The sequence below is a fragment of the Mesorhizobium sp. P2_E7 genome, assembly GCF_056403855.1.
On sequence record NZ_JBFUER010000005.1, the window covers coordinates 478,897 to 494,708 of the forward strand.

Below are 15,812 nucleotides of genomic sequence, written 5' to 3' on the forward strand. Positions count from 1 at the left end.
GTCCTCTGTGCCCCATCATAGCGAGCCTGCGCAAGAACGCCATAAAAAATGAGGCAGACATTCCATTCCGAGAAAAAATGGACTAATTCATCCACCGGTCGCTTTTGGCATTGGGAGAAAAGAAATGGTCGGCGTCGGTCTTATCGGCACGGGTTTCATGGGCAAGTGCCACGCCATAGCGTGGAGTGCCGTCGGCGCCGTCTTTCCCGATGTCGCCAAGCCAAAACTGGTTCATCTCGGCGAGGTCAATGAGGAGCTCGCCAAACGCAAGGCGGGCGAGTTCGGCTTCGCCAAGGCCTCCGGCGACTGGCGCGCCGTGGTCAACGACCCCGAGGTCGACATCGTCTCCTTGACCACGCCCAACCAGTTCCATCCGGAAATGGCCATCGCCATCCTCGAAGCCGGCAAGCATTTGTGGTGCGAAAAGCCGATGGCGCCGAGTTTCGCCGAGGCCGAGGCGATGGCAGCCGCGGCGAAGAAGTCCGGCAAGGTTGCGGCGCTGGGCTACAATTACATTCAGAGCCCGGCGATCCGCCACATCGGCGCGCTGCTCGACGAGAAGATCATCGGCGAGGTCAACCATCTGCGCATCGAGATGGACGAGGATTTTATGGCCGACCCGGAAGCACTGTTCTTCTGGAAGCATGAGGCGGCGTCCGGCTACGGCGCGCTCGACGATTTCGCCGTGCATCCGCTGTCGCTGGTCTCCACTCTGTTCGGCCGCGTCGCCAGTGTCATCTGCGACATGGCCAAGCCCTATGCCGACCGCAAGCTGGCCGCCGGCGGGCGCCGCGCGGTCGAAACCTACGACGTTGCCAGCGTGCTGATGCATCTGGAAAACGGCATTGCCGGCACGCTGCTGGTCAACCGTTCCGCCTGGGGCCGCAAGGGCCGCATCGCCATCCAGATTTTCGGCTCCAAGGGCTCGATCCTGTTTGACCAGGAGCGGATGAACGAAATCCAGCTCTACGTCACCGCCGACCGCCCGACAGAGCAGGGCTATCGCACCATATTGGTAGCGCCGCACCACAAGCCCTATGACGCCTTCCTGCCGGCGCCAGGCCACGGCCTCGGCTTCAACGACCTCAAGATCATCGAATGCCACGAATTGCTGACGCGGCTTGCCGGCAAGCCGGCGCGGGTGATCGAGTTCGCCGAAGGGCTGGAGATCGAGCGCACCGTGCACGCCATGGCAAGATCGTTCAACGAAAAGCGCTGGGTGGATGTGCGGTAGAACCGCTCACTTCACCCGGTCGCGGCCACAGCGTTCGTCTCCCAGCCGTCGACCCAGACCTGTCGCAAGCGATCGCCTTCGCCCTTGAAGCGCAGGCCGGTCGGCTGGCAATCCTCGATGCGGTCGCTGCGGAAATTGCGGATCGCCTGGCGCAATTCGCACCAGGCGACGATGTTGGCGGTCTCGGCATAGTAGATCAGCGCGATCGGGCGGATCAGGCGTTCGGAGGCGCGGCCCATTTCGTCGCGATAGGAGAGGTCGAGCTTCTCCTCGTCGCGGATGGCACGGCGCACCAGCGCCAGATCGATGGTGCCGATTGCGGGCGCGGCAAAACCCCAGACATGCAGCGCATTGGCGTCGAACGCCTGGCGCAAGGGCGGCGGCACCGCACCGGCGATCTTGGTGCTGACGCGCTTGGCCGCCTGCTTGAGTTCGCTGTCGCCGGTGCGTTCGAGCAACGCCAGCGACAACACGATCGCCTCCATTTCCTCGATCGAAAACATCAGCGGCGGCAGGTCGAAGCCGGGTCGCAGTATATAACCGATGCCGCGCCCGCCTTCGATCGGCACGCGCATCGCTTGCAGTGCTGCGATGTCGCGATAGATCGAGCGCACCGTCACTTCCAGCTGCTCGGCAATCATGGCCGCCGTCACCGGCTGCCGTGCCAGCCGCAGGATCTGGATGATCTCGAACAGGCGCGACGCCTTGCGCATTTCCTCTCCCGGATCAAAACGCTACTGACACATCCCCGTCAGTTGGGATGATCTATTGGACTGCCTATCGGCTTGAAAATCAACAAATTCCTCAATGGCACTCCAGCAGGAAGCGACAGGCAACTGACATGAGTTATGCAGAAAATCTCTGGCTCTTCTTTATCCTGCTGTTCGGCATCATCATCGTGCCCGGCATGGATATGCTGTTCGTGCTTGCCAATGCGCTGACCGGTGGGCGCGACAGGGGCCTGGCCGCCACCGGCGGCATTATGGTCGGCGGCATCGTGCACACGCTGAACGGCGCTATCGGCGTCGGTCTGCTGATGCATTTCGTGCCGATCCTGTTCAAGCCGTTGCTGCTGGCCGGCGCCGCTTACATGGCCTTCATCGGCATCACGCTGATGCGCAGCTCCATCACTGTCGGCCATGACGGGCCCGCCGGCAGCCGCTCGGCATGGAAGGCATTTCGCCAGGGTTTAGTGACCTGCCTGATCAACCCGAAGGCGTATCTGTTCGTGATTGCCGTCTACCCGCAGTTCCTGAAGCCGGATTACGGCGCGATCTGGATGCAGGCGACGATCATGGGGCTGCTGACGGTGCTGACCCAGGCCGCGATCTATGGCGGGCTGGCCATCACGGCCGGCCGCAGCCGGAACCTGCTGGTCGCCAATCCGCGGGCGACCGCTTTTGCAGGGCGGGCAGCCGGGCTGCTGCTTTTTGCGGTTTCGGTGTTCACGGCATGGGAGGGGCTGAGGGCGGCGTGATCTCCGACCAAGCGATCACGCCGCGTTTCTTCCCAGGATCCGTCTCGGCGCTGCGCTTGCGGATCACAGTCCCGGTCTTGTCGTCGAGGGCGGCAGCGGCCCCGCCCGCGAGATCGACGACTTCATGACCGTCCCACGCTCACGCCCAAGGCGACAAGAAGCTGGTCCAGTTGCTCGAACGTCTCGCCCATCGCATCCGCCGCCCCGGTGCCGGCCGCGTCGAGAGCCTCCTTCGAGGGATAGAGCTCGTGCATGACCACCAGCGTCTTGCCACCTTTTTCCTCGAAGGTCACCGTGGTGACAGGCCCACCGTCACCACCTTCGTCATTGGTCCAGACGATGCGCGAGTGCGGTATCACTTCGATATACCTGCCGAAGAACTCGTCAGACTTTGAGGCATCGTGGCCGAACACCAGACGGTATGTGCCCCCGGTACGAGCATCCATCTCGCAGGAACGCAGGAACATGCCCATCGACTTCGGCACCCACCACCGCTTGAACAGCTCGGGCTTGGTCCACGCCTCGAACACGATACGCGCCGGGCCGTTGACGGTTCGCGTGACGACCAGCTCACGCTCGGATTTCCGCTCGACCGTCGTGCGGCTATTCATGGGCTCACTCTCGGTTCTTTCGTGCATCGGCTTTCTCCTTCCGGTTCAATTCCTCGACGACCTTGTCCAACTCGTCGAAGCGCGCGTCCCAGAGTTGGCGGTGCCGCTCGATCCAGGCCGCCTCTTCCCCCAGTCCGCGCAGGCCGAGCTTGCAGGTCCGCACGCGGCCGACCTTCCGCGTGGTGACGAGCCCCGCCTGCTCCAGGACGCCGACGTGCTTCTTCATGCCCGTGAGGGTCATGTGGAACTTCCCGGCAAGCTCGGTGATCGAAGCGTCTGCGCGTCCGAGCTGCTCCAGAACGCCACGCCGGGTGGCGTCCGAGAGCGCGGCGAACGAGGCATCCAAGTCGGAATACTGAACCATATGGTTCAGTATTTAGCAGACGGGTTGCCGGCGTGCAAGGGGAGGCGCAGCGCTGCGTTGCCGAGCGCCTCAAATCGACTTCGTTTCGATGCAGATCGACTGGGCGATCCTCAGACCCTAGGGCGGCGCAATCCTGGCTGGATTTCGAACCGCCGCCCTTCCCACATCGCCTCGTATCAGGCGGCGCCCTGCCGGTTCTCCATCATGGCGCGGCGGGCCGAGCGGCGCCATTCGACGGCGCCGGCAAGGCCGTGCAACACGGTCTCGGTGGTCGCCCAGTCGATGCAGCCATCGGTGATGCTCTGGCCGTAGGTAAGCGGCTTGCCTGCTACAACATCCTGGCGGCCGGCGACGAGATTGCTCTCGATCATGACACCGACGATGCGCTCGTCGCCGGCCGCCACCTGGCCGGCGACAGCGGCCGCCACCTTGGGCTGGTTCTCCGGCTTCTTGCTCGAGTTGGCGTGGCTGATATCGATCATCAACCGCGGCGCGACACCGATGCGGGCGAGTTCGACCGAGGCCGCTTCGACGCTTGCCGCATCATAATTCGGCTGAACGCCGCCGCGCAGGATGACATGGCAGTCCTCATTGCCGGTGGTTGCGGCAATTGCGCTGCGTCCGCCCTTGGTCACCGCCATGAAATGGTGCGGCTGGGCGGCCGATTTCACCGCCTCGGCGGCGATCCGCAAATTGCCGTCGGTGCCGTTCTTGAAGCCGACCGGGCAGGACAGGCCCGATGCCAGTTCGCGGTGGATCTGGCTCTCGGTGGTGCGCGCGCCGATGGCGCCCCAGGCGACGAGGTCGGCAATGTATTGCGGGATGGTCATATCGAGGAACTCGGTCGCTGCCGGCAGGCCGAGATTGTTGACCGCCGACAAGACGTTGCGCGCCATGCGCAATCCTTTCTCGATGTTGAAACTGCCATCGAGGTCGGGATCGTTGATCAGGCCCTTCCAGCCGACCGTGGTGCGCGGCTTCTCGAAATAGACGCGCATGACGATCTCGAGCCGGTCGGACAGGGTCTCGCGCAGCGCCGCCAGACGGCTGGCATAGTCAACGGCCGCGACCGGATCGTGGATGGAACAAGGGCCAACGATGACAAGCAGTCGATCGTCGGCCCCCGTAAGGATGGAATGGATGGCGTTGCGCGACGTGGCGACGGTGCGCGTCGCCGTCAGCGTGCGCGGTATCTCGCGCATCACCTCATCTGGTGTGCTCAATGCCCTGATTTCGGTGACCCGGAGGTCGTCTGTGGTGGTCAACACGGCTTTCTGCTCCTGTTTTTTAGGAGACCTGCCGGCTGAAACAAAAAAGCCGCCAGGTCTGGCGGCTGTTCGGACTTGTTGCTGCAATCTTCAGATCGAGCGCAATCCTCCCGCCGCCAGCGAGCTGCTAAAGTACCAATAGGTGGCGGACAGGTTGATCATGAGGCTCATATAGTCGATGCGGGGGTGTTTGTCACGTGGGTGATGCAAGGAGATCGGCGCCGCGCAACGGCGAGTTCAGAAGGAACTCTGCCAGGGTACCTTTTCGCGCGGTCTTGCGCTGCCATTCTTCGACCGAAACGACAACCACGATTGGTTTGCCGTTTCTGGTGATCGTCTGCGGCGCCGACTGTGCGCGGTCGATCACCTCTGAGAGCTGGGCCTTTGCCCTTGTGACAGTCCAGTTGATATCTCTGGGCGCAGATTGCATTTCTCACCCCCATGACCGTGCTGACGTCACGGACTATGTGGGAATGCCGGTGCTGTCGCAACAGGGCGCGAGGCTAATCGATTGCGCCTACTCGCCGATCACCCCGGCAATGTTCTGGTCATAGTCGACGAGCGAGCCGGTCATGACGCCGGCCTGCGGGCTGATCATGTAGCTGATCAGCCGGGCGAGTTGGTCCGGCTTGACCAACTGGCCCATCGGCTGCGCGGCTTCGGCCTTTTCCAGCCAGTCGTCGGGCGCGTCATGCCATTTCTTCTGCACGATCGCCTCGCCCTCTGTGTCCATCCAGCCGGGCAGCACGGCATTGCAGCGGATGCGGTTCTTCCGATAGGAGCTGGCGACATTCTTGGTCAGAGTCATCAGCGCGCCCTTGCTGGTCGAATAGGGCGTCAGGAACGACTGGCCGGCATGGGCCGACATCGACAGCACGTTGACGATGGAGCCCGGCGCCTTGCGCTCCAGGAGATGGGCGACCAAGCCTTGCATCAGGAAGAAGGGGCCCCGCACATTGGTGTCGAATATCTGATCGAAAAGTTCTTCCGATGTTTCGACCAGCGAGCCCCGCGCGGACGTGGCAGCGGCGTTGACCAGCGCGTTGATGGTGCCGAAATGCGAGATCGCGGTGGCGACTGCGCGCTTGCAGTCGGCCACTTTCGAGACATCGGCGCTGATGAAGATCGCGTCGACGCCGGCCTTCTTGAAATGGGCGACGGCCTTGTCGCCCTTCTCCTGCGAGCGGCCGATCAGCGCCAATGCCCTGCAGCCTTCGTCGGCCAGTGCCTCGGCAACGGCAAAGCCGATGCCTTGCGCGCCGCCGGTGACGATGGCGCGTGTGTTCGAATTGCGATCGGCTGATGCGCTCATCGCTCTGCTCCCGTAGGTTCTTCCTAATTGCTCTTACTTGTCGAGGCGGACGGTCTTGCCAGTCGTTGCCGACTTCAGCGCAGCATCGGCCAGCTTCAGCGCCACGAGGCCGTCGGCGCCGCTCGGCGATGCCTTCTTGCCCGAGGTTGCGGCGGCGATGAAGGCGGCGATCTCGATGGCATAGGCGTCGAGATAGCGGGTCATGAAGAAGTCGTGCAGCGGCGGGCGGGTATAGCCCTTATCGTTGGCGACCTCGATCGACACCGGCCGCTGGTTTTCGGCGGCGACCATGCCCTTGGAGCCATGCACCTCGATGCGCTGGTCGTAGCCATAGGTGGCGCGGCGCGAGTTGGAGATGACGGCCTGCTTGCCGGACGCGGTCTCGAGGATGACGCTGACCGAGTCGAAATCGCCGGCCTCGCCGATCTTCTTGTCGACGAGCACCGAGGCATGGGCGCTGACCGCCACCACCTCTTCGCCGAGCAGGAAGCGCGCCATGTCGAAGTCATGGATGGTCATATCGCGAAAGATGCCGCCCGAGCGCTTGATGTAGTCGATCGGCGGCGCGCCCGGATCGCGCGAGGTGATGGTGACCATTTCGACGGTGCCGACGGCGCCGTCGTCGATCGCCTTGCGCACGGCAGCGAAATGCGGATCGAAGCGGCGGTTGAAGCCGACCATCAGCGTTGCCTTGGCCTTGTCGACCACGGCCAGGCATTTTTCCACGCGCTTGACATCGAGGTCGATCGGCTTCTCGCAGAAGATCGCCTTGCCGGCCTTGGCGAAGCGCTCGATCAGATCGGCATGGGTATCGGTCGGCGTGCAGATGACGACGGCGTCGATGTCCTTGGATTTCTCGATGGCATCTATGCTGCGCACTTCGGCGCCATAGGCTGATGCCAGCTCGGTCGCTGCCTTCTCGAAGGCATCGGCGACGGCCACCAGTTTGGCCTGCGGGTTGGAGCCGACGGCGCGGGCGTGGACCTTGCCGATGCGGCCGGCACCGAGGAGGGCGAAACGAACAGTCATGGGGTATTTCCTCTAGGGGGATGGGTCGAGAGAGAGAGTTGTGTCTCCCCTTCCTGTCAGGGAAAGGTGGCAACGTGATTTCTGAGCGCGGCAGATCGTCCCGGAAAACCGGGTGACCGCCCTGTTCAGGCCGCGAGTTCCGCCTCCCCGGTCTTGGCGCCGGTGATATAGGAGACGATGTCGTTGCCGTCGGTGTTTTCCTTGCGCAGGTTGGCGACGATGCGGCCGCGCCGGAAGACGACGATGCGGTCGCACAGGTCGAACACCTGACGCATATTATGGCTGATCAGGATCAGCGGCTCGCCATTGTCCTTCAGCGTGCGGATGATGTTTTCGACCTGCGCCGTTTCCTGCACGCCAAGGGCTGCCGTCGGCTCGTCCATGATGATCAGCTTGGAGGCGAAGGTCGCGGTCCGTGCGATCGCCACGCACTGGCGCTGGCCGCCCGACATGTGGCGGATGGTGTTGGACAGGTTGGGGATTTTCACCGCGGTACGGATCAGCGCGGCTTCCGTCGCCTTGCGCATGTATTTGCGGTCGAGGATCGAGAACGGTCCGAGATTGAACAGCACCTTTTCGCGGCCGAGGAACAGGTTCGACGGCACGTCGAGATCATCGGCGAGCGCCAGGTTCTGGAACACGGTTTCGATGCCCGCGGTGCGGGCCTCGATCGGCCCGGCAAAATTCACTTCCTTGCCGTCGAACCAGATCTGACCGCTGGTGCGCTGCTCGACAGCGGTGATCTGGCGCACGAAGGTCGACTTGCCGGCGCCGTTGTCGCCCATGATGGCGACATGTTCGCCCTTGCGCAGCTCGAAGTTTGCGCCTTCCAGCGCATGCACGCCGCCATAGCGCTTGGTGAGGTTTTCGGTCTTCAGGACGATGTCTGACATGGTCAAGCCCTCAATGCCCGCATGCGTTGACGCCACTGGTCGAGCACGACCGCGCCGACGATGATCACGCCCTTCACCATCTCCTGATAGTAGGCGTCGAGGCGCAGGAAGGTGAAGCCGGAAATGATGACGCCGAAGATCAGCGCGCCGATCACCGTGCCGATGATCGAGCCGCGACCGCCCGACAGCGAGACGCCGCCGATGACCGCCATGGCGATGGCGTCGAGCTCATACATCACCCCCATGCCGGACTGCGCCGTCAGGTTCTTGGAGCACAGCACGACGGCGGCGAGCGAGGCAAGAATGCCCGCGATCGTGTAAACGAGGATCTTGTGGTTGGGGATCTTGATGCCGGACATGCGCGCGGCATCCTCATTGGATCCGATGGCATAACAATGCTTGCCGTAGCGCGTATAGGTCAGGATCAGCTGAAACAGCACCGCCAGCGCCAGGAAGATGATGACCGGCCTCGAGCCGGTGCTGATGGCGGCAAAACTGTCGGTGGGAAACGAGATCGGCTGGCCCTTGGACCACCATTTGGCAATGCCGCGCGCGGTGATCATCATGCCGAGCGTGGCGATGAAGGGCGGGATGCGTGTGTAGGCGATCAACGAGCCGTTGATCAGGCCGGCGAGCATGCCGCAGCCGATCGCGACCAGCACCGGCACGATGACCGGCAGGTCGGTCCAGCCTTGCGCCAGGAACATCGCCTTGGGGTTGGGGTTGCCGTTGACCGTCGCCACCTGGGCGAAACTCATGGCGATCATGGCGGTGGCGCCGACAATCGAGCCCGAGGACAGATCGATGCCGCCGCAGATGATCACCTGCGTGACGCCAATGGCGATGATGCCGACGATCGACACCTGCAGGATGATGATCTGCAGGCGGGCCTCATTGAAGATGCCGGCGACGTTGTCGCGGGTGTTGAACAGGAAGCTGTCGCCGAGAAAGATGCGGCCGATCAGTTCGAAGACGATAACGAGGATGACGAGCGCCAGGAAGACGTTGAATTCGGCCGGCCATGTCCGCTTCTTCGCGTCATAGCTGACCCCGCCGACGCCATGCGATGTCTGTGCCATGTCTTGTCCTCCGTGAGGCCGCACCTGCCCTCCCGCCCGTCAGGGCGGTGAGGGAGACAAGAGCGGCGCGGATGTTGATGCGCCGCTCCGTTGTTCGAGCGAAGCGCTTGCCTCAGTTCTTCTTCAGGAACTTGTCGATGTTAGCCGGCGTCACGAGCTGGAAGGGCACATAGACCTTGTGCTCGACCTTCTCGCCCTTGGCGAGCTTCAGGGCTGCGTCCAGAGCACCGGCGCCCTGGCCGGCCGCGTCCTGGAAGACGGTTGCGTCGAGGTCGCCGGCCTGCATTGCGGCCAGAGCGTCCTGCGTGGCATCGACGCCGCCGACGACGACCGCCTTCATGTCGACGTTGGCAGCCTTCATCGCCTGGATGGCGCCGATGGCGCTTTCGTCATTGTTGGCGATGACGCCGTCGAACGGCTTGCCGGTCGAGAGCCAGTTGGTCATCAGGTTCTGCGCCTCGTCGCGGTTCCAGTTCGAGGTCTGCTTGTCGATGATCTTGATGAAGCTGCACTCCGGCGTGGCGATGACATCGTCGATGTCCTTGGTACGCTGCACGGCGGCCTGGTTGGAAAGCTCGCCCATGATGACATAGACATTGGCTTCCTTCTTGCCGGCCTCGGTGAACAGGCGGCAGACTTCCTTGGTCTCGAGCGTGCCGGAATCGGCCTCGTTCGAAGCGACGAAGGCCTGGTTGTCGGGCAGCGTGTCGACGTTGACCGGCTCGCGGTTGACATAGACCAGCGGGATCTTGGCGGCTGCGGCAGCGTCCGACATCGCCTGCGTGGCCGAGGTGTCGACCGGGTTGACGATGATGGCGTCGACGCCCGAGGCGGCGAAGTTCTTGATCTGGTCGAGCTGCTTGGCGACGTCGTTCTGCGCGTCTTCGACCTGCAACTCAACGCCGCTCATGCCCTTGGCCTGCTCGATCATGCCGTTGCGCAGCACGGTCAGGAAGTTGTCGTCGAACTTAGCCATCGACACGCCGATCTTGGCGGCAAAAGCGGACGAACTCATCAGCGCCGCGAAGGCGACGCCCAAAATCAGTTTCTTCATTGTGTTTCTCCTCCACATTTGGTGTCCGGCTGCACCGATCTACCCGGAATCCCCGATCGCCCGAGGAATCTCTCCCTGATGTCGTCCTTGTTCCGGATGGCGTTTTCCAAGGATTGGAACGCCAGGCTCCCTGTTTGAAACAGATGTTCCGGAACGAAAGAACCAAAATCCCTAGCTGGTGAAATTTTTATTCCATTTTCCGCCGCGACGTCAAGGGTGATTCCGCGGTCGGATGGCGGATTTTCGGCTCGCTCTGATAGATTCTATCATTTCCGGGCCGACTCTCGCCGGCGAGGGTCAAATGTTTTCCGGCACGTAGATGTCGAAGGGCAGAAAGGTCTGGCCCGGCGCATTGGCGGCGCCGGCCTCGATGGCATGCGCCATCAGCCCGACGAGCTCGCGGCACAGAGCGGCGAGCGGTGTCGAGATCACCATGGTCAGGATGTTGTCGGCGAGTGCTGCGCGCGATTCGGCGTTGATCTCGTTGCAGACGACCACCGGCATGTTTGCCGGCTTCGCCGCCCGCAGCGCCGAGACCGCACCTTCCATGCCGCCGCCGGCGACGTAGCAGCCGGCAAGATCCGGATAGCGCGCCAGGAGATCGATCATCGCATCGTGGGTCACCTGGTTGGCTTCCAGATTGACCAGCGTTTCCATCACGGTAAACTCCGGCGCGTGTTCGCGGAAGAAAGAGCGAAAGCCGATCTCGCGCAGTTCATGGCCGTGGAAGCGATGGCTGCCGACGAAAAGGGCGACCTTGCCGGGCTTCGGCGCCGCCTTGGCGATCATCCAGGCCGCAGTGCGACCGACCTTGCGGTTGTCGAGGCCGACATAGCCCTCTCGGATGCCGGCGGCAAAGTCCGACAGCAGCGAGAAGACCGGTTGCCCCCTCGCCTTCAGCGCCTCCACCGCCGCCGTCAACGTCGGATGGTCCGGGCCGACAACGGCGATGGCCCGGGATTTCGCCGCCAGTCTGCGCATCTGGGCGGCGATCTCGTCGGCGGCGAGCGAACTGGCGAAGTCGATGGTGGCGACGCCGCGAAAGCGCTGCGATTGCGAGACCGCCACTTCCAGTTCCCGCGCGAAATCGCCGTAGAAGACATCATTGCCGCGCAGCAGCAGAAAGCCGAGTCGGTATTCCGGCAATTCCTGGCGCATGCGCTGCTTGATCAGCCCGGCGGCGTGATAGCCGATACCGGTCGCGGCCTCATAGACACGGCGCGCGGTTTCCTCGCGCACCGGCAGCCGGTTGTTCAGCACCCGGTCGACGGTGGCGACGCTGACGCCGGAGATGCGCGCCAGATCGGTGATGGTTGGCCGCTTTGCCATGGATCCTCCGCTGCTTGCGAATTGAGATTACCTCATTCTGATATGAAATGATAGAAACTATCTTTGTGATATTGAGACTATCATGGCTTGGCGCTATTTTGAATTCCCAGCTATTGCGCCCGAGCTTCCATCGTGGGCTGATCGCAAGGCGCTGATGGAGGAACCTCGATGGCGGCAGTGATGGACGCAGCACCGTCCCGGCGCGACTACAGCCTGATCGGCCGCGACGCCAGGCTCGCCGTCGAGACCGGACTTTCGGCGGCCGAGTGGTATCACACCGACGTGTCCCGCAAGCAGATGAAGGAGCTGATGCAGCGCTCCGACGGGCCGGCAATCCGCGACACCGCGATCTGGCTCGCCGCGCTGGTCCTGAGTGCCGCCGGCGGCGCCTGGTTCTGGGGCACGTGGTGGTGCGTGCCATTCTTCTTCGTCTATGGCGTGCTCTACGGCTCTTCGACCGATTCGCGCTGGCACGAATGCGGCCATGGCACCGCGTTCCGCACACAGTGGATGAACGACGCGGTCTACCAGATCGCCTGCTTCATGATCATGCGCAATCCGGTGACCTGGCGCTGGAGCCACACCCGTCACCACACCGATACCATCATCGTCGGTCGCGATCCCGAAATATCGGTGATGCGCCCGCCGGACCTGTTGCGCGTGGTTCTGGCCTTTGTCGGCGTGCTCGACGCCTGGCATGCGATGTCAGACATGCTGCGCAACGCCGCCGGCAACATCAGCGCGGCGGAAAAGACCTTCATCCCGGAGCAGGAACAGCCCAGGGCGATCCGCGCCGCCCGCATCTGGACGGCGATCTATGCCGTCACCATCGCGCTGGCGCTTTCTTTCGGCTCATGGCTGCCGCTGATGCTGGTCGGCCTGCCCAGGCTCTACGGCGCTTGGCATCACGTCATGGTCGGCCTGCTGCAGCATGGCGGGCTGGCCGAAAATGTCATCGACCACCGGCTGAACAGCCGCACCGTCTACATGAACCCGATCAGCCGCTTCATCTACTGGAACATGAATTATCATGTCGAACACCACATGTTCCCGATGGTGCCGTACCATGCGCTGCCGAAGCTGCATGAACTGATCAAGCACGATCTGCCGGCGCCGACGCCGTCGATCCTGGCCGGCTATCGCGAGATGATCCCGGCCTTTCTGCGCCAGCTGCGCAACGAAGACTATTTCCTCAAGCGCGAATTGCCGCCAACGGCACGGCCCTACCGCGAGGAATTCCACAACGATGCCGTCGCCGCCGCGGCGGAATGACGATCCTGTTAGACTGTTTGTTTTGACGCAATTCCGGACGGAAAACCGCTACGCACTTTTCCTGGAATTGCTTTGGGAGAGAGAAAATGAGCGACTGGGTCGAGGCCTGCGCGGCCGGCGATATCGACGAAGAGGATGTGATGCGCTTCGATCATGGCGGCCGCACCTTCGCCATCTATCGCAGCCCGGACGATGATTATTTTGCCACCGACGGGCTGTGCACGCATGAAAAGGTGCATCTGGCCGACGGGCTGGTGATGGATGACATCATCGAGTGCCCCAAGCACAATGGCCGCTTCAACTACAAGACGGGCGCTGCGCGCGGCGCCCCGGTCTGCGTCAACCTCGCGACTTATCCGGTGAAGGTCGAGGCCGGCAAAGTGCTGATCCAGATCGGATAAAACGATGCAAGAGGGGATGGTCATCATCGGCGCCGGCGAATGCGGCGGGCGGGCAGCGCTGACGCTGCGCGAGCTTGGCTATGACGGCCCGGTGACGCTGGTCGGTGACGAGCCGCATCTGCCCTATGAGCGACCTCCTCTGTCCAAGGACGCGATGACGAGCGATGCGCCCGAGATCAAGGCGATCGCCAGCGACGCAATGCTGGCCGAGAAATCGATCCGGCACATCCATTCGGTCCAGGCGGTGACGATCGACCGTGCGGCACATGCGGTGTGGCTGTCGGACGGTTCGGTCCTGCCCTACGACAAACTGCTGCTGGCGACCGGCTCGACACCGCGCAAGCTGCCGATGCCGGGATTGGGTGCGCGCTGCGTGTATCTCAGGACTTTTGCCGACGCATTGGCCATTCGCATCCACCTCAGCCCTGCAAACCGCATCGCCATCATTGGCGGCGGCTTCATCGGGCTGGAACTCGCCGCGGCGGCGCGCAAGCTGGGCGCTGCGGTCACGGTCATCGAGGCGCAGCCGCGCATTCTGATGCGGGGCGTGCCGGCCGAGATCGCCGAGATTATTCATCGAGCACATGAAGCCGAAGGCGTGGCCGTGCTCACCGGCCAGGGCATCACCTCCATCGCCGATGACGGCACCGAGGTGCGCATCGCGCTCGCCGGCGGACAAGAGATCGTTGCCGATCTCGCCGTCATCGGCATCGGCGCCGTGCCGGTCACCGGGCTTGCTGGCGAAGCGGGCCTGACCGTAGACAACGGGATTGCCGTCGACGGTGAACTTCGGACCGACGATCCCGACATCTATGCCGCCGGCGACTGCTGCTCGTTTCCACTCGCTGTCTATGGCGGCCGGCGGGTGCGGCTGGAGGCCTGGCGCAACGCCCAGGAACAGGGCGCGCTGGCAGCGAGGAACATGCTGGGCGCCGGCGAGGCGCACGCGGCGGTGCCGTGGTTCTGGTCGGATCAGTATGGCCTGTCGCTTCAGATCGCCGGGCTTTCCGACGAAGGCAAAAGCACGGTACGCCGCGACCTCGACGACGGAGCCTTCATCCTGTTCCACCTGGCGGGGGATGGCAGGTTGGTGGCCGCCAGCGGCATCGGCCCCGGCAATGCCGTGGCGCGCGATATCAGGCTGGCCGAGATGCTCATCGCCAAGCGGGCAAAGCCGGCGGCGGAGGCGCTGGGCTCGCAGGATGTGAAGCTGAAGTCGTTGCTGGCGGCGTGAGCCTACCCCTTGTGGGGGTCCGAAGGACGGGCGAGACCCGTAGCTCTCCCCGGCAAGTCGCTGCAGAGCAGCGGGGTGGTGGTGCGGCGCAGACCCCCACCCGGACCTTCGGTCCGACCTCCCCACAAGGGGGAGGTAGGGGATCCCGAGCTTCGCGTGTCCCTAAAACAGCGCCTTCAATTCGTCCAGCTTGTCGTTGACCAGCCAGCCATAATAGTTCTCTTCCGGCAGTTTCACCGGCTCGCCGGCGGCGCGGCGCTTGTCGTTTTCGGCTTTCAGCGCATAGGCGCGCTGCTCGGGGTTGCCGACATTGTAGAGCGTGGCCGTCAGCCCCGGATTGCCCGAAATGTCGAAGCCGGCAATGCTTTTATAGGCGTCGATCGATTTCTTGATCGTCGCCGCTACGTAGGGCAGCGTCAGATCCGGATCCATGATCGTCTTGTAGACCCCGTTGGGATCGCTGACGTCGAGTTCGGGCAGTCCCGAAACCTTGTGGACGAGATCGCTCATCTGCAGCGCGGTCAGCGGGTTGAGCTGGCCGAGGCCAAAGGTCTGGCCGGCATAATAGGGCTGGAAGAAGGTGGCGCCGAAGCGGTCGTTGGGAAAGCTTGTCCCGCCGACGGTTTTGCCGCGGAAAGAGTGGTTCCACACCTGCTCGCGGCACTCCCACAGATCGTAGCTGTCGGCCATTGTGCATTTCTTGAATTCCGGCCGATGCACGAAATCGGTGATGTCCTCGCCGTCATAGGCGAAGGACAGCCTGCTGGAGAGGTAGGAGATCGCCTTGACGTAATAGGTCTGCAGCCGGTCGTAGGCGTCGACATTGTAGGTGTGCTCGCCGACGATGGCGCCGACGATATGCAACGGGTCGATGCCGTAAGCGGCGGCCGCCTTCCTGATCTTGGCGCGCAGTTCGGCGTCACTCTGCAGCAGCGCGTACACCTTGCGGTATTTGGCCTGGAAGGTGGTGTTGGTGGCCTGAGTGCGACGGCTGGACGCGCCGGGTATGTCGGGCTGCACGGCATTGCGGTTTCCCGCCGGCACCAATGTTGCCGCGTCAGCGGCGAACAGCGTCGCCGCCAGCGTCAAGCTGAGAATGATTGGCCCGAGAATGATCAGGATCAGTTTTTTCATGCGCCGCCGCCCAAGCAATTCCAGGAAAGGTGGAAACCGGTTTTCCGTCCGGAATTGCGTCTAGAGAATTGCCGCGCAAACTAGGGAGTGCTCCCGGTTGAGTCGAGAGCGCCCCGTCACA

Annotated in this window: 16 protein-coding genes and 1 pseudogene; 5 read left to right on the top strand and 12 right to left on the bottom strand. The window is 63.1% G+C overall.

Going from position 1 to position 15,812, the window contains the following annotated elements; genetic code table 11:
* Positions 1–124 precede the first annotated feature (124 nt).
* Positions 125–1,234: a Gfo/Idh/MocA family protein gene (locus tag AC1DYC_RS25240; protein ID WP_477410485.1), complete on the top strand. Its 1,110-nt coding sequence runs from the start codon at positions 125–127 to the stop codon at positions 1,232–1,234.
* Positions 1,235–1,245: 11 nt separating this feature from the next.
* Here AC1DYC_RS25240 and AC1DYC_RS25245 read toward each other — a convergent pair whose 3' ends face one another.
* Positions 1,246–1,947, bottom strand: a complete 702-nt coding sequence (locus AC1DYC_RS25245) for a helix-turn-helix transcriptional regulator (protein ID WP_477410486.1) — start codon at positions 1,945–1,947, stop codon at positions 1,246–1,248.
* A gap of 128 nt (positions 1,948–2,075) precedes the next feature.
* On the opposite strand from AC1DYC_RS25245, the gene AC1DYC_RS25250 reads away from it, so the two are divergent.
* Positions 2,076–2,711, top strand: a complete 636-nt coding sequence (locus AC1DYC_RS25250) for a LysE family translocator (RefSeq protein WP_477410487.1) — start codon at positions 2,076–2,078, stop codon at positions 2,709–2,711.
* Between the two features lie 122 nt (positions 2,712–2,833).
* Here the strand turns inward: AC1DYC_RS25250 and AC1DYC_RS25255 are convergent, their stop codons facing one another.
* From AC1DYC_RS25255 to AC1DYC_RS25300, 10 genes are all read right to left on the bottom strand, one after another.
* Entirely contained in the window at positions 2,834–3,349 is a 516-nt protein-coding gene (locus tag AC1DYC_RS25255; protein ID WP_477410488.1) for an SRPBCC domain-containing protein, read from the bottom strand.
* The gene (locus AC1DYC_RS25260) at positions 3,327–3,686 is read right to left on the bottom strand and encodes an ArsR/SmtB family transcription factor (protein ID WP_477410489.1); all 360 of its coding nucleotides are present in this window, start codon (positions 3,684–3,686) and stop codon (positions 3,327–3,329) included. The genes AC1DYC_RS25255 and AC1DYC_RS25260 overlap by 23 nt, the downstream gene beginning before the upstream one ends.
* 176 nt (positions 3,687–3,862) lie before the next feature.
* Positions 3,863–4,954 (bottom strand): 3-deoxy-7-phosphoheptulonate synthase, encoded by a 1,092-nt coding sequence (locus tag AC1DYC_RS25265; RefSeq protein ID WP_477410490.1) that lies wholly within the window; start codon positions 4,952–4,954, stop codon positions 3,863–3,865.
* 193 nt (positions 4,955–5,147) lie between these two features.
* A complete protein-coding gene (locus AC1DYC_RS25270) occupies positions 5,148–5,384 on the bottom strand; it encodes a type II toxin-antitoxin system Phd/YefM family antitoxin (RefSeq protein ID WP_477410491.1) in 237 nt (78 codons plus the stop codon).
* Between the two features lie 87 nt (positions 5,385–5,471).
* Positions 5,472–6,266, bottom strand: a complete 795-nt coding sequence (locus AC1DYC_RS25275) for an SDR family oxidoreductase (protein ID WP_477410492.1) — start codon at positions 6,264–6,266, stop codon at positions 5,472–5,474.
* Positions 6,267–6,299: 33 nt separating this feature from the next.
* Positions 6,300–7,295 carry an inositol 2-dehydrogenase gene (gene iolG, locus AC1DYC_RS25280; protein WP_477410493.1) on the bottom strand — a complete coding sequence of 332 codons (996 nt, stop codon included), beginning with the start codon at positions 7,293–7,295 and terminating at the stop codon, positions 6,300–6,302.
* Between the two features lie 125 nt (positions 7,296–7,420).
* Positions 7,421–8,188 carry an ATP-binding cassette domain-containing protein gene (locus AC1DYC_RS25285; protein ID WP_112559919.1) on the bottom strand — a complete coding sequence of 256 codons (768 nt, stop codon included), beginning with the start codon at positions 8,186–8,188 and terminating at the stop codon, positions 7,421–7,423.
* A gap of 2 nt (positions 8,189–8,190) precedes the next feature.
* The gene (locus tag AC1DYC_RS25290; protein ID WP_477410494.1) at positions 8,191–9,267 is read right to left on the bottom strand and encodes an ABC transporter permease; all 1,077 of its coding nucleotides are present in this window, start codon (positions 9,265–9,267) and stop codon (positions 8,191–8,193) included.
* 112 nt (positions 9,268–9,379) lie between these two features.
* Positions 9,380–10,321 carry a sugar ABC transporter substrate-binding protein gene (locus tag AC1DYC_RS25295; RefSeq protein ID WP_477308458.1) on the bottom strand — a complete coding sequence of 314 codons (942 nt, stop codon included), beginning with the start codon at positions 10,319–10,321 and terminating at the stop codon, positions 9,380–9,382.
* A gap of 297 nt (positions 10,322–10,618) precedes the next feature.
* Positions 10,619–11,650: a LacI family DNA-binding transcriptional regulator gene (locus AC1DYC_RS25300; protein ID WP_352561264.1), complete on the bottom strand. Its 1,032-nt coding sequence runs from the start codon at positions 11,648–11,650 to the stop codon at positions 10,619–10,621.
* A gap of 168 nt (positions 11,651–11,818) precedes the next feature.
* Here AC1DYC_RS25300 and AC1DYC_RS25305 point away from each other — a divergent pair, with 168 nt between their 5' ends.
* The 3 genes from AC1DYC_RS25305 to AC1DYC_RS25315 all read left to right on the top strand — a co-directional run bounded on the left by AC1DYC_RS25305 (position 11,819) and on the right by AC1DYC_RS25315 (position 14,557).
* The gene (locus AC1DYC_RS25305; protein ID WP_477410495.1) at positions 11,819–12,922 is read left to right on the top strand and encodes a fatty acid desaturase family protein; all 1,104 of its coding nucleotides are present in this window, start codon (positions 11,819–11,821) and stop codon (positions 12,920–12,922) included.
* 86 nt (positions 12,923–13,008) lie between these two features.
* Positions 13,009–13,323: a MocE family 2Fe-2S type ferredoxin gene (locus tag AC1DYC_RS25310; protein ID WP_023744927.1), complete on the top strand. Its 315-nt coding sequence runs from the start codon at positions 13,009–13,011 to the stop codon at positions 13,321–13,323.
* Between the two features lie 4 nt (positions 13,324–13,327).
* On the top strand, positions 13,328–14,557 hold the full coding sequence (locus tag AC1DYC_RS25315) for an NAD(P)/FAD-dependent oxidoreductase (RefSeq protein WP_477410496.1): 1,230 nt from the start codon (positions 13,328–13,330) through the stop codon (positions 14,555–14,557).
* A gap of 162 nt (positions 14,558–14,719) precedes the next feature.
* Here the strand turns inward: AC1DYC_RS25315 and AC1DYC_RS25320 are convergent.
* Positions 14,720–15,746: pseudogene (locus AC1DYC_RS25320) on the bottom strand (DUF1402 family protein).
* Between the last annotated feature and the right edge of the window lie 66 nt (positions 15,747–15,812).

Bases quoted from the DNA above. Each gene is read 5' to 3' on its own strand.
- AC1DYC_RS25240 (WP_477410485.1), top strand. From the start codon at position 125: ATGGTCGGCGTCGGTCTTATCGGCACGGGTTTCATGGGCAAGTGCCAC.
- AC1DYC_RS25245 (WP_477410486.1), bottom strand. From the start codon at position 1,947: ATGCGCAAGGCGTCGCGCCTGTTCGAGATCATCCAGATCCTGCGGCTG.
- AC1DYC_RS25250 (WP_477410487.1), top strand. From the start codon at position 2,076: ATGAGTTATGCAGAAAATCTCTGGCTCTTCTTTATCCTGCTGTTCGGC.
- AC1DYC_RS25255 (WP_477410488.1), bottom strand. From the start codon at position 3,349: ATGCACGAAAGAACCGAGAGTGAGCCCATGAATAGCCGCACGACGGTC.
- AC1DYC_RS25260 (WP_477410489.1), bottom strand. From the start codon at position 3,686: ATGGTTCAGTATTCCGACTTGGATGCCTCGTTCGCCGCGCTCTCGGAC.
- AC1DYC_RS25270 (WP_477410491.1), bottom strand. From the start codon at position 5,384: ATGCAATCTGCGCCCAGAGATATCAACTGGACTGTCACAAGGGCAAAG.
- AC1DYC_RS25275 (WP_477410492.1), bottom strand. From the start codon at position 6,266: ATGAGCGCATCAGCCGATCGCAATTCGAACACACGCGCCATCGTCACC.
- iolG (WP_477410493.1), bottom strand. From the start codon at position 7,295: ATGACTGTTCGTTTCGCCCTCCTCGGTGCCGGCCGCATCGGCAAGGTC.
- AC1DYC_RS25285 (WP_112559919.1), bottom strand. From the start codon at position 8,188: ATGTCAGACATCGTCCTGAAGACCGAAAACCTCACCAAGCGCTATGGC.
- AC1DYC_RS25290 (WP_477410494.1), bottom strand. From the start codon at position 9,267: ATGGCACAGACATCGCATGGCGTCGGCGGGGTCAGCTATGACGCGAAG.
- AC1DYC_RS25295 (WP_477308458.1), bottom strand. From the start codon at position 10,321: ATGAAGAAACTGATTTTGGGCGTCGCCTTCGCGGCGCTGATGAGTTCG.
- AC1DYC_RS25300 (WP_352561264.1), bottom strand. From the start codon at position 11,650: ATGGCAAAGCGGCCAACCATCACCGATCTGGCGCGCATCTCCGGCGTC.
- AC1DYC_RS25305 (WP_477410495.1), top strand. From the start codon at position 11,819: ATGGCGGCAGTGATGGACGCAGCACCGTCCCGGCGCGACTACAGCCTG.
- AC1DYC_RS25310 (WP_023744927.1), top strand. From the start codon at position 13,009: ATGAGCGACTGGGTCGAGGCCTGCGCGGCCGGCGATATCGACGAAGAG.
- AC1DYC_RS25315 (WP_477410496.1), top strand. From the start codon at position 13,328: ATGCAAGAGGGGATGGTCATCATCGGCGCCGGCGAATGCGGCGGGCGG.